Annotated in this window: 15 protein-coding genes; 10 read left to right on the top strand and 5 right to left on the bottom strand. The window is 35.7% G+C overall.

The window, feature by feature from the left end; all coding sequences use genetic code 11:
• Window positions 1-70 precede the first annotated feature (70 nt).
• Entirely contained in the window at window positions 71-1,210 is a 1,140-nt protein-coding gene (locus tag TY11_RS09720) for a THUMP domain-containing class I SAM-dependent RNA methyltransferase (protein WP_042145591.1), read from the top strand.
• Window positions 1,207-2,709 (top strand): carboxypeptidase M32, encoded by a 1,503-nt coding sequence (locus TY11_RS09715; protein ID WP_042145589.1) that lies wholly within the window; start codon window positions 1,207-1,209, stop codon window positions 2,707-2,709. The genes TY11_RS09720 and TY11_RS09715 overlap by 4 nt, the downstream gene beginning before the upstream one ends.
• Window positions 2,710-2,968: 259 nt before the next feature.
• On the opposite strand, the gene TY11_RS09710 is transcribed toward TY11_RS09715, so the two are convergent.
• Genes TY11_RS09710 through TY11_RS09700 form a run of 3 tightly spaced genes read right to left on the bottom strand, consistent with a single transcriptional unit; the run spans window position 2,969 to window position 5,325 of the window.
• Entirely contained in the window at window positions 2,969-4,657 is a 1,689-nt protein-coding gene (locus TY11_RS09710; RefSeq protein ID WP_042145586.1) for a b(o/a)3-type cytochrome-c oxidase subunit 1, read from the bottom strand.
• Window positions 4,657-5,160 carry a cytochrome c oxidase subunit II gene (locus TY11_RS09705; RefSeq protein ID WP_042145584.1) on the bottom strand — a complete coding sequence of 168 codons (504 nt, stop codon included), beginning with the start codon at window positions 5,158-5,160 and terminating at the stop codon, window positions 4,657-4,659. Before TY11_RS09705 ends, TY11_RS09710 begins: the two co-directional genes overlap by 1 nt.
• Window positions 5,161-5,187: 27 nt before the next feature.
• Window positions 5,188-5,325 carry a cytochrome c oxidase subunit 2A gene (locus TY11_RS09700; RefSeq protein ID WP_042145582.1) on the bottom strand — a complete coding sequence of 46 codons (138 nt, stop codon included), beginning with the start codon at window positions 5,323-5,325 and terminating at the stop codon, window positions 5,188-5,190.
• Between the two features lie 243 nt (window positions 5,326-5,568).
• On the opposite strand from TY11_RS09700, the gene TY11_RS09695 reads away from it, so the two are divergent.
• Entirely contained in the window at window positions 5,569-6,654 is a 1,086-nt protein-coding gene (locus tag TY11_RS09695; protein WP_042145578.1) for a type III polyketide synthase, read from the top strand.
• Window positions 6,654-7,172 (top strand): isoprenylcysteine carboxyl methyltransferase family protein, encoded by a 519-nt coding sequence (locus tag TY11_RS09690; RefSeq protein ID WP_042145575.1) that lies wholly within the window; start codon window positions 6,654-6,656, stop codon window positions 7,170-7,172. The genes TY11_RS09695 and TY11_RS09690 overlap by 1 nt, the downstream gene beginning before the upstream one ends.
• A gap of 141 nt (window positions 7,173-7,313) precedes the next feature.
• Here TY11_RS09690 and TY11_RS09685 read toward each other — a convergent pair whose 3' ends face one another.
• The gene (locus TY11_RS09685; protein ID WP_026906517.1) at window positions 7,314-7,514 is read right to left on the bottom strand and encodes a cold-shock protein; all 201 of its coding nucleotides are present in this window, start codon (window positions 7,512-7,514) and stop codon (window positions 7,314-7,316) included.
• 422 nt (window positions 7,515-7,936) lie between these two features.
• On the opposite strand from TY11_RS09685, the gene TY11_RS09680 reads away from it, so the two are divergent.
• The 3 genes from TY11_RS09680 to TY11_RS09670 all read left to right on the top strand — a co-directional run bounded on the left by TY11_RS09680 (window position 7,937) and on the right by TY11_RS09670 (window position 10,767).
• A complete protein-coding gene (locus TY11_RS09680; protein ID WP_042145570.1) occupies window positions 7,937-9,607 on the top strand; it encodes a formate--tetrahydrofolate ligase in 1,671 nt (556 codons plus the stop codon).
• Complete coding sequence (locus TY11_RS09675) at window positions 9,607-10,200, top strand: HD domain-containing protein (protein WP_042145567.1); 594 nt, start codon at window positions 9,607-9,609, stop codon at window positions 10,198-10,200. Before TY11_RS09680 ends, TY11_RS09675 begins: the two co-directional genes overlap by 1 nt.
• Window positions 10,201-10,440: 240 nt before the next feature.
• Window positions 10,441-10,767 (top strand): hypothetical protein, encoded by a 327-nt coding sequence (locus tag TY11_RS09670; RefSeq protein WP_042145564.1) that lies wholly within the window; start codon window positions 10,441-10,443, stop codon window positions 10,765-10,767.
• Window positions 10,768-10,839: 72 nt separating this feature from the next.
• Here the strand turns inward: TY11_RS09670 and TY11_RS09665 are convergent, their stop codons facing one another.
• A complete protein-coding gene (locus tag TY11_RS09665; RefSeq protein ID WP_042145561.1) occupies window positions 10,840-11,838 on the bottom strand; it encodes a C40 family peptidase in 999 nt (332 codons plus the stop codon).
• 135 nt (window positions 11,839-11,973) lie between these two features.
• Between TY11_RS09665 and TY11_RS09660 the strand changes: the two genes are divergently transcribed.
• The 3 genes from TY11_RS09660 to TY11_RS09650 all read left to right on the top strand — a co-directional run bounded on the left by TY11_RS09660 (window position 11,974) and on the right by TY11_RS09650 (window position 13,793).
• A complete protein-coding gene (locus TY11_RS09660; protein WP_042145557.1) occupies window positions 11,974-12,930 on the top strand; it encodes a thymidylate synthase in 957 nt (318 codons plus the stop codon).
• 10 nt (window positions 12,931-12,940) lie between these two features.
• The gene (locus tag TY11_RS09655) at window positions 12,941-13,432 is read left to right on the top strand and encodes a dihydrofolate reductase (RefSeq protein ID WP_042145555.1); all 492 of its coding nucleotides are present in this window, start codon (window positions 12,941-12,943) and stop codon (window positions 13,430-13,432) included.
• A gap of 166 nt (window positions 13,433-13,598) precedes the next feature.
• Complete coding sequence (locus TY11_RS09650; RefSeq protein ID WP_042145552.1) at window positions 13,599-13,793, top strand: twin-arginine translocase TatA/TatE family subunit; 195 nt, start codon at window positions 13,599-13,601, stop codon at window positions 13,791-13,793.
• Window positions 13,794-13,801 lie beyond the last annotated feature (8 nt).

The raw sequence follows: 13,801 nt of genomic DNA, 5'->3' as shown, positions 1-13,801 counted from the left end.
TATTTTATTATTATCAGGAAAGTGTGGTAAACTAATTTTACTGAACAAACAAGCTGAAGGGACTTTTTTCATGTCAAATCATATTAAATTAATAGCAACTGCTGCGATGGGATTAGAAGCCGTTGTTGCAGAAGAAGTAAGAAACCTTGGATACGAAGTACAGGTTGATAATGGAAAGGTAATATTTGAAGCTCCAATTTCGGCAATACCAAGATGTAATCTTTGGCTGAGGACAGCAGATCGCATTAGATTAGTTGTTGGTGAGTTTAAAGCAAAAACGTTTGATGAGCTCTTTGAAGGAACAAAAGCGCTTCCATGGGAACATTATGTTAGTGAAGATGGTCAGTTCCCTGTATCCGGAAAATCAGTAAAATCGACATTATACAGTGTGCCTGACTGTCAAAAGATTGTAAAAAAAGCGATTGCCGAACGTTTAAAGAGGAAATACGGTATGATATCAAAAATGCCTGAAACAGGCGCGCAGTATAAGGTAGAAGTATCGCTATTAAAAGATGTTGCCTTACTTACTATTGATACATCAGGTGTTGGGTTACATAAAAGAGGCTATCGTGTAGGTCAGGGGGAAGCACCCCTTAAGGAAACAATGGCTGCAGCATTAGTATTACTAACGAATTGGAAACCAGAATATACACTAGTGGATCCATTCTGTGGTTCTGGAACTATTCCAATTGAAGCGGCGTTGATTGGACAAAATATCGCCCCTGGTTTTAATCGAGAATTTGATTCTGAGGATTGGAGCTTCATTCGGTCTAAACATTGGGATGATGCCTTCCAGGAAGCAGAAGATTTAGCAAACTATGATCAAAAGCTCGAAATTATCGGTAGTGATATAGATCATAATATGATTGATATTGCTAAAAATAATAGTTTAGAAGCAGGACTTGGTGAATTAATTACTTGGAAACAAATGCAAGTAAGGGATTTATCGATCAAACGTGAAAATGGATATATCATTGCAAACCCACCTTACGGTCAACGGATAGGTGACGAGGAAGTAGTCGAAAGTATCTATAAGGATTTTGGGCAGGTTATGAAGAAACATCCTTCATGGAGTGTTTACGTGTTAACTGCCTATGAAGCTTTTGAAAAGTATTATGGACAAAACGCTACTAAAAAAAGAAAATTATTTAATGGGTTTATCAAAGTGGATTACTATCAATATTTTGGTAAGAAAAGCAAGGGGGAATAACTGTGAGTTTAGCACATACAGAAAAAGCTTTTTTAGAGTATCTGAAAGAACAAAACGCTTATCGTGAAGCTATCACTTTAATTCAATGGGATTTACGGACAAAAGTTCCTAAAAAGGGTGTAGAACAGCGTTCGGAGGTAGTCGGTTATCTATCGCAAAAACTCCATCAAATGCAAGTCTCTGATAAAATCAAGGGATTTATTGATGAATTAAAAGGGCAATCAACTAATGAAATTATTCAAAAGTCAGTTCTAGAATGTGAAGAGACATACGAAAAGAATCGCAAAATTCCAGAGAAAGAATTCAAAGAGTATGTTATGTTACAGTCGAAAGGTGAAGCTGTTTGGCAGGAAGCAAGGGAGAAAGCCGATTTTGCTATGTTTCAACCCTACTTAGAAAAGCTAGTGGAATATAATAAAAAGTTCGCTAATTACTGGGGCTATGAGGATAACATTTATGATGCATTACTTCATAACTATGAACCAGGGGTAACAGTCAAAACTCTAGATAACGTATTTCCGAAAGTAAGATCATCGCTAACGGGTTTACTACAAAAAATTGAAGCAAGTTCTGTGAGACCGGATACCGCATTGTTGCGTACTCATTTTCCAAAAGATAAGCAAGAGGAGTTGTCGGTAGAAATCTTGAATCGAATGGGTTACGACTGGGATGCCGGTCGACTAGACGATACGATTCATCCATTTGAAATTACCGTAAACTTAAACGATGTTCGGATTACGACACGTTACGATGAACAGGACTTTCGAATGGCAGTGTTCGGAATTATTCATGAAGCCGGTCATGCACTATATGAGCAAAATATTGATAAGAAGTTAGAGGGAACGCCATTAGCAAGTGGTACTTCAATGGGCATCCATGAATCTCAATCGCTATTCTGGGAGAATTTTCTAGGGAGAAATAAGGTCTTCTGGGAATCGCATTATGATTTATTTAAGAAATACGCACCAAGTCATTTTGAAAAGGTGCCATTAAATGATTTTTATCAGGCAGTTAACGAAGTAAAACCTTCCTTTATCCGAATCGAAGCAGATGAATTAACCTATCCGCTTCATATTATGGTCCGATATGAACTTGAAAAAGCACTTATAAATGGGGAAATCGACGTAAAAGAATTACCACAGCTTTGGAATGAGAAAATGAAAGAATACTTAGGTATAAAACCACCATCCGATAGGGAAGGGGTCCTGCAAGATATACACTGGGCGGGAGGGGATTTTGGTTATTTCCCTTCTTATGCATTAGGATATATGTACGCAGCTCAGTTCGAACACAAGATGCGTGAAACTGTTGATATTGATAAATCAATAAAATCTGGAGACTTTTCACCAATTCGTAATTGGATGACAGAGAATATTCATCAGTATGGAAAAATGAAAAAACCTCTAGATATCTTACACGATGTAACAGGTGAAGGACTAAACCCAGATTATTTAGTAAGATACTTAACAACAAAATATCAGGATATTTATCAATTTTAAAGGATGTTTTCGTAATGTTTGTTGTTTCATAATTTCATATTTTATTAGACACTGTGAGGTCTTTTCGAGCAGATGTCGCCCTGTGCTGGAAGTAAAAGCGGAGTGTTCTGCCGAAGCGGTATCATAGCACTAGCACAATAAATTGAGTGGTTACCGTACATTTTCTATCAATTGTGTAATAACAACTTTCTTTTTGAGATCAGATATTTTTAAACATTAAACAAGGAGTGTCTTATTACGGACACTCCTTGTTTAATGTTTATCTACCTATAGGAAAGTCAAACGGAACAGATCCCAATGGGGAATGTTGAACAATATCAATTACTGGTACGGTGTATGCAGCTAAGATAAGTGCAACTGTAATACCAATCCATAATTTCCAATTTTCAAACCATGCTGGAGTTTCTTCAGCATCTTCTTCTTCTTCCGCGATTGGAAATTCTTCCTCACCTTTAGGTGCAAAGAATGTTAGTTTAATAAAGATGTAAACCATTAGAAGAATGCCAATAAATAGTATAGTTCCGCCAACTGCTTGTGCTAATTGGTAACCAATCCATTCAGAAGCTTGTTCCCCGCCACCATACTCAGAATAAGAGGAGCGTCTTGGTGCTCCTAGTAATCCTTGAATATGCATTGCACCAGACATAATAGTCATACCAACAGTCCAAACAAATGCTTGAATGATACCTAATCGGTTGATTTGTGGTGTTAATTTTCTTCCTCTTAAGTGAGGAACTAACCAATAACTAATTCCAAAAAATGTTAACATAACAGTAGTTGCTACGGTTAAATGGAAGTGACCAGTAACCCATATCGTATTGTGAATTAAAGCATTCATTTGGTGAGAAGCATTAATGATTCCTCCAGCACCACCAGGGATAAATGCTAACATTCCAATAAATGGTGCGAGGAAACGTACATCTCTCCATGGTAACTTTTTGAACCAACCAAATAATCCTTTAGCACCTTTTCGACGTCCCGTAATTTCGAAAGTCGCAAACATGGAGAATGCAGTCATTAAGCTTGGGATTATTACCATGAATGTTAATACTACTTGAATAAATTTCCATGTTGGATCAATACCAGGCTCTGTTAATTGATGGTGGAAACCTACTGGAATCGAGAAGAATAAGAATAATACAAATGACAATCTAGCTAAGGAATCACTAAAGATTTTTCCTCCAATAATCTTTGGAATAATTGCATACCATGCCATATAAGCAGGTAACAACCAGAAATATACTAATGGGTGACCAAAATACCAGAATAAAGTTCTACTTAATAAAACATTGATTGTTTCAGCGTATCCGAGTGACCACGGGATAAATTGAACTAGAACTGCAACAGCTACTCCTAATGAACAAATAAACCACATTGCAGTATTAATGGTAACCATAAACGCTAATAGTGGTGATTTTTCACCAGGATGTGCTTTTTTCCAAACTTTCAATTGATGCCAGTTTACAAATCCTGCAATCCAGCTACCGATGATAACTAATGCTAAGCCAATATAAAATGCTGGATGAGCTCGAAGTGGAGCGTAAAATGTATAAAGTACACTTGCTTCACCATATAAAATGGTTACGGCTGTCATTACGGTTCCAATTACCATAATCCAAAATGCAATCCATGCAACTTTTCGTTGTTTTATAGAGATTCCAACTGTTTTTCCCATTAAAGAAAAATGGAAACCAATAATAAAATAAGTCGTTAACACAAGTCCTAAGATGACACCATGAACAGTAAGAACTTGATAATAATCAATTCCTGCTGGTAAGGTAAACTTTCCAGATCGTACTAGAACTTGGAGTAAACCCATTAATCCACCTATAAATAAAGAAATAAAAGCAACTGATATATAAGACATGTAGAGCCTTGATTCGGTTTTAGAAATAGCTAGTGCTTGAAATGATGCTTTAGATTCTGTTTCTTTCTTGGCTAATTGCATTATTCATACACCTCCACTGTGGCATACATCATGTGATGCCCTATTCCGCAATACTCATTACAAACAATCGTATAAGTGCCAGGATTATCCATAACAGTTTCTAAACTACTTACATAACCTGGTTCAACCATCATATTGACATTCGTTCCTGCCACCTGAAACCCATGAACAACATCTTTTGTAGCTGCCTGCCATAATACTTTAGAGCCCTTTGGAATACGGATAGTTCTTACTGACTTTCCTTCTTCATCCTTACCAAGGTCATAATAAAATGCACTAGCAGTAATGTTAACGATGTATTCATTTTCATCTACTTTTGTTAACCCTAAGTTTTCAGGTTTAAAGGCCTCATTAGATTCAATATTATTCGGATCGATTGTAACACCATGACTTTGAGGATGAGTACCTTGCCAAAAAGCTCCATAACCGACTACGAATAGAAATACAACTAATGAACCAATCCCAAATGTTAACCAAATTTTTTCATACTTATGCAAATGCATAGTACCTTCACACTCCCTTTAGTTGAACTACCTTGAAATAAATAATGCAAATGCGCCAACCCAAGTAATAATGATAAAGACGCCAAGAAGCATTACAGAAACAAAAGTTCCTTTTAAATCGGGCTTATCTTTCTCAGATGCTTTTTTATCTTCCTGTATTCGCATTAGAGATCCTCCCTTTTCTTTGTAATAGTTGGTTCAATTTCATCATACACAAATTTCCAGTGATGAAAATGCACAAAATATAACGTTCAATTATTGTTCAATTATCCTTTGAAAGCCGTGATATGATTGGTTTTTAGGGGGGATGGCTAATTTTATTTGTGGCAGAAATTTGTAAAAATAAGTAATAAATTATGAAAACGTCCACAAACTAACCCTAAAATTGAAATTTTAATAGGTGAGATAATGGCAATTGTATGTTCAGTTGGAAAAGGTATTCCAAAGTATCAAATGGAGCAAAATAGAGTCAAAGAATTAGTCGGAAATTTATTTAGCTATTCAGAAAGGGAAGTTACAAGGTTGTTACCGGTATTTGATAATGCGGCCATCAGGATAAGACAATTTGTTGTACCTGAAGAGTGGTTCCTAGTCGAACATAGCTTTGAAGAAAGGAATGACTTGTACCATCAAAATGCCATTCATTATGCAACGGTTGCTATGGATGATTGTTTGAAAAACGCTGGTTTTACAGATGAGATAACATACGAGGATATTGATTTACTGTCATTCGTATCCAGTACCGGTATATCAACGCCATCTATTGATGCATTTCTAATAAATGAGCGTCCTTTCCGTACGAATGTTGAACGAATGCCACTTTGGGGCCTTGGGTGTGCAGGCGGTGCAATTGGGTTATCACGTGTATACAACTGGTTAAAAGCTAACCCAACTAAAGTAGCCTTACTAATTAATTGTGAGATTTGTAGTTTAACCTTTCAGAAAAGTGATCAAAAGAAAAGTAACTTAATTGGTACTGCATTATTTGGAGATGGCGTAAGTTGTCTATTACTCATTGGTGAGGATTCTAAATACAGGAAGTCGTTAACAAAGCCAACACCATTTATTAAAAGCTACAGTTCTTATACGGAGAAGGATAGTACAAATGTTATGGGTTGGAGAATTATTAATACAGGATTTGAGGTAATATTCTCTAAAAGCATTCCCGCACTAGTTAATACAATTTGGAAAACTCATATGCAAGAATTCGTTCAACGGGAAGGGATAAGTATAGATGAAATTGATGCATTTATTTCTCACCCCGGAGGCAAAAAAGTGTTAGATGCTATGATGGTGACTTTTCAAATTTCAGAAGAAAAGTTACGTTATTCTGCAGATGTACTTCTTGAACACGGAAATATGTCGTCGGCTACCGTTCAATATGTCATGGGAAGATGGTTAGAAGAGGATATGAAATTGGGAGCTAAAGGTGTTTTAACAGCATTAGGACCAGGATTTAGTTCAGAAATATTATTAGTGGAGTGGGATGAATAATGGCATTATGGATTTGGGCATTGATTTTAGTTATCATAGGACAAAGGCTTGTGGAACTTGTCATAGCCAAAAATAATGAAAAATGGATGAAAGCACGAGGGGGAATAGAAGCAGGGGCAGAACATTATAAATGGTTTATATACTTACATACATTATTTTTTTTAAGTGTCATTGTAGAGATGTTAATGAAAGTTAATAATCAAGAGGTAGTATTCAATTATGTATATTTTGTAGTGTTTATTGCTGCACAACTTGCACGATTTTGGTGTATTTATTCATTAGGCCGGTTTTGGAATACGAAAATTATCGTCTTACCTCGGGTTGCACTAATAAAGAAAGGACCTTACAAGTACGTAAAACATCCGAATTATATTATCGTAGCGGTTGAATTATTTATTATTCCGATGTTACTTGGTGCATATTTTTCAGCGGTTATTTTTCCTATATTGCATATTATTTTACTTAGGATTCGGATACCAGCTGAGGAGAAGGCATTGGCCTCTATTCCTAAATTATAATTGGAATTATATTGGTATTAGTTTACTCAACAAGTCCTCTCTGTTCAAAACACTATTTAATGATTAAAAGATCGGTAATCTCCAATGAAAACCAAAAAAAACGGTAATCTTAGAAGATTACCGTTTTATATATAGATGATTTTATTTTTTAACTACATTAGAAGCTTGTGGACCGCGTTCACCTTCAACAATATCAAACGTTACTTCTTGGCCTTCTTCTAAAGATTTGAATCCTTCACCTTGTATTGCTGAATAGTGTACGAATACATCGTTCCCACCTTCAACAGAAATGAAACCATAACCTTTTTCTGCGTTAAACCATTTTACTACTCCGTTTTCCATGTAACTTAATCCTCCTAAAAACTTCACGTAAAACGTGTTAATACAAATCAGAAAAATGAGTATCAAAAAAGGCAGCTCAGACAGAAAGATTGGATCATACTTAACCCACTTCTTTCAATCGAAGCCACCATTTCTAATGATCCATAAATCTTCTTTGCTTGTGTCAACTATAGCTTATTTTAAATTGACAGTCAAGTTGCATATTGTGAAATATGCAGAATCATCCAATGTGTCTGTTAATTAACAGGCATTCATTGTATAATCTTAGTATATTTATTTTTTAATGTTTTATGTACCCTGTACAGTTTTTTTCTGAGTACTTAAAGGCTGTTTTCTATGACAATCATATTGCTTTAAGAATATAATTTTTTAGCAACATCAATGAAAACAGTGAATCCAATAAGGAGAAGGGAAGTAGAAAAATGAAAACAGATATAGAAATAGCACAACAGGCAACGTTAAAACCCATACAAGAAATAGCACAAAATTTAGGGTTATCTAATAAGGACTTTGAACCTTATGGACATACAAAAGCAAAATTATCCGATAAGCTCCTAGAAAAAATGGCTGATAAGCCTAATGGAAAAGTAATTTTAGTTACTGCAATTAGCCCAACACCTGCTGGCGAAGGTAAATCAACCGTTACAGTTGGGCTTGGACAAGCATTAAATAAAATCGGAAAGAAGGCTATTATTGCTCTAAGAGAACCTTCTCTTGGTCCGGTTATGGGAATTAAAGGTGGAGCAGCTGGTGGTGGGTATTCTCAAGTATTACCAATGGAAGATATCAACTTACACTTCACGGGTGATTTACATGCTATAACAAGTGCGAATAATGTGTTGGCTGCAATGATTGACAATCACATACACCAAGGAAATACTTTAAACATTGATCCTAGAAGAGTCGAATTTAAACGTGTGTTGGATGTGAATGATCGCGCGCTAAGGCAAATTGTTGTTGGACTCGGGGGACCTTTGCGCGGTGTACCTAGGGAAGATGGATTCAATATTACTGTTGCTTCTGAAATTATGGCTATACTTTGTTTATCTAAGGATTTGGAGGATTTAAAAACCCGAATTTCCAACATAATGGTAGGTTATACTTATCAAGAAGAACCGATATATGTTCGAGATTTAAAAGTGGAAGGTGCATTAACACTATTACTTAAAGATGCAATAAAGCCTAATCTAGTACAAACTATTGAAAATACACCTGCAATTATACATGGAGGTCCATTTGCTAATATTGCACATGGCTGTAATAGCATCATTGCAACCAAAACAGCTGCAAAATTAGGAGAATTTGTTGTGACAGAAGCGGGTTTTGGAGCAGACCTAGGTGCAGAAAAGTTTCTTGATATTAAAACAAGAGCCGGTGATATTGATACCGATGCGGTTGTAATTGTGGCTACAATTCGTGCACTCAAGATGAATGGCGGTGTCACAAAGGATGATTTAAAAGAGGAAAATATTGAGGCATTAAAAAGTGGTATGAAGAACCTTCAGAAGCATATTGAGACCATAGAGCATTTTGGATTGCCATTTGTTATTGCTATCAATAAGTTCCCTACTGACACAATGAATGAAGTGGAATATATTAAGGCCTGGTGTGATGAAAGGGAATATGAGGTTGCTTTAACCGATGTATGGGCAAAAGGTGGAGAAGGCGGAATCGAACTTGCTGAAAAAATTGTTCATACGATTGAAACAAAGGATAAGAATTTTAAGCGAGTATATGAACTAGAGGATTCTATCGTGACCAAAATAGAAAAAATCGTACAAAAGGTTTATGGTGGTCAGGGTGTTGAGCTTTCACCAAAAGCAAAAAAACAACTGGCTTTCTTTGAAAAGCAAGGCTGGGACAAGTTACCTGTTTGTATGGCCAAAACACAATATTCCTTATCGGACAACCCAACTCTTTTAGGTCGACCTACTGGATTTAATATTACGATTCGCGAATTCCGTCCATCAATCGGAGCTGGGTTTATTGTTGCGTTAACAGGAGACATTATGACAATGCCAGGTCTCCCGAAAAAACCAGCAGCACTTAATATGGATGTAACAGAAGATGGAAAGATTGTAGGGTTGTTTTAATGAATCCTATGGAACAACTTGAGGCTATACAAGAGTATTGTCGTGAACTATTTGAAACAGATTCAAGTGGACATGATTTTTACCACCTAAAACGTGTAGCAAGACTTGCTAGCCAAATAGCCAAGGAAAAAGGGGCAGATTATTTTATTTGTGTAGCAGGGGCTTGGCTCCATGACGTTGGAGATCATAAATTGTTTTTGCACCCCCAACAAGCTTTCTCGGAAATGGATCAATTTCTAAACATGATTAAAATATCTGACGACAAAATTGAAGATATTCATTTAGCAATTGAAGATATTTCTTTTAGTAAGGGAAGGATACCTTCTACAATAGAAGGTAAAATCATTCAAGATGCCGATCGAGTTGATGCAATCGGTGCTATTGGCATAGCAAGGACATTTGCTTATGGTGGAGCAAAGGGGCAGTTAATTTATCATGATGAGAAGAGAGAAGGCACCTCTGTTCAGCATTTTTATGACAAGATCCTAACTTTAAAGGATACTTTACATACCGAAGGAGCCAGACAAGAGGCAGAAAAAAGACATGCTTTTGTGGAAGCCTATTTAGAACAATTTTTTAATGAATGGGATTAGACCTTGTATAAAGCAAGCAATGGGATAGGGCATTGCTTGCTTTACTTTTTGTGATACAATTATTTACAGAAGATTTTTTAATATAAAAAATTTTATCTGTGGAGCCCTAATAATAGTATTCCATACTTGGCTGGATATGCATATAAAGCGTTTCTAAATTTCTTCAAACACAATCGTAGAATTACTTATCGCCGAATTGTTTGAAGTGAATTCACTAAGGATAATTCAGGAATATAAACAATGAATGTATCAAGAAAACAGGGAGGAATTAAAGTGAAATTTGATAATAGTAAGATCTTACTAGGCATATTAATTTGTTTAATAATTATTGCCTTAAAATCCCCACCAGAGTATCCAGCCTATCAACCATCGCATTTTCCTTCTTCGCTGGATATATATGATGGTGAAAGGGTCGTTTCAATGGGTGAAAACAAAATAGCTATTGTAGATACAGACATTTCTTCGGATACTTATGGAGAGGTTATTGTGTTGGAATATAATGAGACTAGTGGTGAATTCGACTTGATTGGTAAGGATAATTATCTAGAAGATTTTCCTAATCGATAACGTTTTCCAAGAGTAACTTTCATTAAGTATATTTATTGTTTAAATGTAAGAAGAAATTGATTTGATAATATGTTAACTGCCACTAATCCGCTTCGCACCTAAGTATCGAGATTGCCAATATGAATCAGACATGTTACTTACTTCAACTCCATCCAAACCTGCATGGATAAATTGACCATTCCCTATATAGATTCCCGCATGGGAGGGACCAGGCTTGTAGGTTTGATAGAATACTAAATCTCCAACCGATAGTGAATCAACGGATGCACCGAAATTCCAAATATCACTAACCGTTCGTGGAATTGAAATGCCATGTGAACTATAAACATATTGTAGGAATCCACTACAGTCAAAACCACCAGGAGCAGAACCACCCCAAACATAGGGTGTACCTACATGTGCATAAGCAGTCTGAATTATATTAGAGTAATTGGCATTTACTTTTACGTTTTTGACATTTGCTGAAGACTTGTTTGAGACACTGGATGTTGCTTGTTCTTTTTCTTCGTTATACATAGTAGAAAGGGACTGCCTAGGTGCTTCATCTAAAAAACCAATATCGTGCTTCTCCTCAGCAATCTCTACTGCTTTTTTAGTTAAAGGTCCATACATCCCATCAATTTCACCTTCATAATACCCAAAGTACTGTAGGGATTCTTGAACAATCTTAACCTCTTCACTTTGTAGACCAGGATAGACTGAATCTGATAAGTTTTCTAACCTCTTAATATTACGATCGATATCCCTTTCAATCAAGGCAACTATAGTTTCTGTATCTGCTTGGCCTGTAATCGTTATATTATGGTCTCGTTGAAATTTTTTAACAGCATGCTCGGTTAACACACCGAGTTCTCCATCTACTTTGTCTTCATAATAATCTAGTTCATTTAGTTTATATTGTAAAATTCGCACAGCTTCACCATGGTCACCATATTCTAATTGCTCGGCTTCTAGTAATGTTTTATTTTCGAAAATAGGATAACTACCAGCATAGACAGCAAAAGGCTGGCTTAATACAAAACTATAAAGAAGAGTGTTTTTTGCTATATTTTCCACCGTTCCATTTAACATGCGCAAAAATCCCCTTTCACTTAACCTCTTGTTAACTAGTTTTATTGCATTTATAATGATTTTATGAGTTACGATTATGTTACAGGTTTATTATGATACAATTAAAATACTACTAGAAAATGGGGGAGAAGCCTAATGGTAATAGGAGAACAAGCATACCTAGACTTATGTAATCACATCCTAACAAATGGCACTAAACGCGAAGACCGAACAAATACCGGTACATATTCTGTGTTTGGTCATCAAATGCGTTTTAATTTAAAAGAAGGATTTCCGCTACTTACAACCAAAAGAGTTCCTTTTCGTTTAGTAGCTAGTGAACTTCTCTGGTTTATAAAAGGTGATACTAACATTCGTTATTTGCTAGAAAATAACAATAACATCTGGAATGAGTGGGCATTTAAAAAGTGGGTTGAAAGTGACGAATATTCTGGTCCAGATATGGCCGATTTCGGCATTCGCTCTCAAGATGATCCAGATTTTAATCAATTATATAAAGAACAAATGGAAATTTTTAAGCAAAATGTATTAGATAATGAAGAGTTTGCTCGTCAATATGGTGATTTAGGTTTTGTTTACGGGAAACAGTGGAGATCATGGAAAACATCACAACATGAAACGATTGATCAGTTAAGAGGTGTTATTGAAGATATTCGTAACAATCCGAACTCCCGTAGACATATTGTATCTGCATGGAATCCTGAAGATGTCCCTAATATGGCGTTACCACCTTGCCATACATTATTCCAATTCTATGTTTCGGATGGTAAGCTTTCTTGTCAGTTGTATCAGCGTAGTGCAGATGTGTTTTTAGGTGTACCTTTTAATATTGCTAGCTATGCACTATTAACACACCTAATCGCTCATGAAACTGGGCTAGAAGTTGGAGATTTTGTTCATACTTTTGGTGATGCACATATCTATAGCAACCATGTGGAACAAGTGAAAATCCAAATGGAGCGAGATATTCGCGAGTTACCTAAGATTAAATTAAATAAAGATAAAAAGTCCATCTTTGATTTTGAATTGAGTGACTTTGAAATTATTGGTTATGATCCACATCCCACAATCAAAGCTCCAATTGCTGTCTAGGAGGTAGAATATGATATCGTTGCTTTTTGCGATGGACCAAAATCAACTCATTGGGGCAAATAATGATTTGCCTTGGCACTTGCCTAATGATTTAAAGTTTTTTAAAGAAAAAACAACAGGCCATACCATTGTTATGGGGAGAAAGACTTTTGACTCAATTGGAAGAGCACTTCCTAATAGAAGAAATGTAGTATTAAGTCGTCAGGAAGTACAACTTCCTTCAGATGTTGAATTAATTCATCATGTGGAGACTATTATAGAGTGGAATAACGATTATCCAGAAGAGGAGATATTTGTGATTGGTGGTGGAGGGTTATTTAAACAGATCCTACCATATGCTGATCGGATGTATGTAACCTTAATTGATGAAGTATTTAAAGGAGATGTATTTTTCCCAGAGTTTTCACTAGAAGATTGGAAGGAAATGTCCAGAGAAAAAGGAATCAAAGACGAAAAAAATCCCTATGATTATTTCTTTATCCAATACGACCGAATCAAATGAATCGCTTGAAGGTTGTATAATATAGTGTTAACTGATAAAATAAAGATGGTTCTTACGTAACCATCTTTATTCTTTTTGAACTTTTTGTGATAGTTTTCTTGGTTACATATCAATTGTTTATTTTTTGCTCTATAATGACATTAATTAAATAGAAGAAGGTGTAGATATGCCGAATATCGGTATTGGTGGTTTAATTTTAATATTGATTATTGCATTAGTTATTTTTGGACCGAAAAAGCTACCGGAAATAGGAAAAGCAGCAGGTCAAACATTGCGTGAATTTAAAAAATCAACTAAGGGTTTAACAGATGATGTAATGGATGAAACAAATGATGCAAAAAAAGATAAAGATACTAAATAAATCTTTTG

Origin of the sequence: Paucisalibacillus algeriensis (assembly GCF_000577245.1) — a bacterium.
Taxonomy (GTDB): domain Bacteria; phylum Bacillota; class Bacilli; order Bacillales; family Amphibacillaceae; genus Ornithinibacillus.
The sequence above is the reverse complement of the archived record's forward strand: the minus strand, read 5'-3'. Positions and strand labels throughout refer to the sequence as shown.

Coding starts and splice junctions, on each gene's coding strand:
- TY11_RS09720 (WP_042145591.1), top strand. CDS start 71: ATGTCAAATCATATTAAATTAATAGCAACTGCTGCGATGGGATTAGAA.
- TY11_RS09710 (WP_042145586.1), bottom strand. CDS start 4,657: ATGCAATTAGCCAAGAAAGAAACAGAATCTAAAGCATCATTTCAAGCA.
- TY11_RS09705 (WP_042145584.1), bottom strand. CDS start 5,160: ATGCATTTGCATAAGTATGAAAAAATTTGGTTAACATTTGGGATTGGT.
- TY11_RS09700 (WP_042145582.1), bottom strand. CDS start 5,325: ATGCGAATACAGGAAGATAAAAAAGCATCTGAGAAAGATAAGCCCGAT.
- TY11_RS09695 (WP_042145578.1), top strand. CDS start 5,569: ATGGCAATTGTATGTTCAGTTGGAAAAGGTATTCCAAAGTATCAAATG.
- TY11_RS09690 (WP_042145575.1), top strand. CDS start 6,654: ATGGCATTATGGATTTGGGCATTGATTTTAGTTATCATAGGACAAAGG.
- TY11_RS09685 (WP_026906517.1), bottom strand. CDS start 7,514: ATGGAAAACGGAGTAGTAAAATGGTTTAACGCAGAAAAAGGTTATGGT.
- TY11_RS09680 (WP_042145570.1), top strand. CDS start 7,937: ATGAAAACAGATATAGAAATAGCACAACAGGCAACGTTAAAACCCATA.
- TY11_RS09675 (WP_042145567.1), top strand. CDS start 9,607: ATGAATCCTATGGAACAACTTGAGGCTATACAAGAGTATTGTCGTGAA.
- TY11_RS09670 (WP_042145564.1), top strand. CDS start 10,441: ATGAATGTATCAAGAAAACAGGGAGGAATTAAAGTGAAATTTGATAAT.
- TY11_RS09665 (WP_042145561.1), bottom strand. CDS start 11,838: ATGTTAAATGGAACGGTGGAAAATATAGCAAAAAACACTCTTCTTTAT.
- TY11_RS09660 (WP_042145557.1), top strand. CDS start 11,974: ATGGTAATAGGAGAACAAGCATACCTAGACTTATGTAATCACATCCTA.
- TY11_RS09655 (WP_042145555.1), top strand. CDS start 12,941: ATGATATCGTTGCTTTTTGCGATGGACCAAAATCAACTCATTGGGGCA.
- TY11_RS09650 (WP_042145552.1), top strand. CDS start 13,599: ATGCCGAATATCGGTATTGGTGGTTTAATTTTAATATTGATTATTGCA.